The 1,159-nt window shown below is 71.2% G+C and carries 1 protein-coding gene; it reads right to left on the bottom strand.

The annotated features are described in order from the left end of the window. Positions 1 to 1,159: beta-ketoacyl synthase N-terminal-like domain-containing protein (locus tag ACIQ8J_RS35920; RefSeq protein WP_403278395.1), on the bottom strand; the 1,159-nt coding region annotated here is incomplete at both ends.

Genomic DNA, 1,159 nt, shown 5'->3' with positions numbered 1-1,159 from the left:
TCATCAAAAGCCCGAGCAAACACCGGCACCCGCCCATACAACTCACACCCCATCCCCAACCGCTGACTCCCCTGCCCCGTAAACAAGAACGCGGTTCGCCCCTGGGTGCGCGTGCCGCGGACCACGCCGGGTCCCTGGCCGCCGGCGGCCAGCGAGCCCAGTCCGGCCAGGAGCTTCGCCCGGTCCGTGCCGACGACGACCGCGCGGTGTTCCAGTGCGGCACGGCCGGTGGCCAGGGTGTAGGCCACGTCCAGCGGGTCCGCACCGGTGTCCCCGGAAACGGCGGCGTGCAGCCGACGTGCCTGTTCGGCGAGCGCCTCGGCCGACTTGCCCGTGACCACCCAGGGCAGCGCGGGCAGCGCGGCGCCGGGCGCTTCCTCGGGCCGGTCGTCGGCCGGCTCCTCGATGATGACGTGGGCGTTGGTCCCGCTGATCCCGAAGGAGGAGACGCCGGCCCGGCGCGGCGCGGCGGTCCGCGGCCATGGGAGGGCCTCACCGAGCAGGCGCACGGCCCCGGACTCCCAGTCCACGTGCGACGTGGGCTCGTCGATGTGCAGGCTCTTCGGCAGCGTCTCGTGCTTCATCGCCTGGATCATCTTGATGATCCCGCCCACACCCGCAGCCGCCTGGGCGTGACCGATGTTCGACTTCAACGACCCCAGCCACAAAGGCTGTTCACGTAACCGGTCACGCCCATAGGTGGCCAGCAGAGCCTGAGCCTCAATGGGGTCACCGAGGCGGGTGCCGGTGCCGTGCGCCTCGACGGCGTCCACGTCATCCGGCCGCAACCCCGCGTTCGCCAGCGCCTGCCGGATCACCCGCTCCTGGGAAGGACCGTTCGGCGCCGTCAGACCATTCGACGCACCATCCTGATTCACCGCACTGCCCCGCACCACCGCCAGCACCCGATGCCCATGACGACGCGCATCCGACAACCGCTCCACCAACAGCAGCCCGACCCCCTCCGACCAGCCCGTGCCATCCGCGGCCTCGGCGAAGGGCTTGCAGCGCCCGTCGGCCGAAAGGCCGCGCTGGCGCGAGAACTCCACGAATGACTGCGGTGTCGACATCACCGTCACGCCGCCGGCCAGGGCCATGTCGCACTCGCCCTGGCGGAGTGCGTTGGCCGCCAGATGCAGCGCCACCAGCGACGACGAAC

The organism is Streptomyces sp. NPDC094147, from assembly GCF_044764265.1.
Taxonomy (GTDB): Bacteria; Actinomycetota; Actinomycetes; order Streptomycetales; family Streptomycetaceae; genus Streptomyces.
This window is presented reverse-complemented; position numbering and strand designations above follow the sequence as displayed.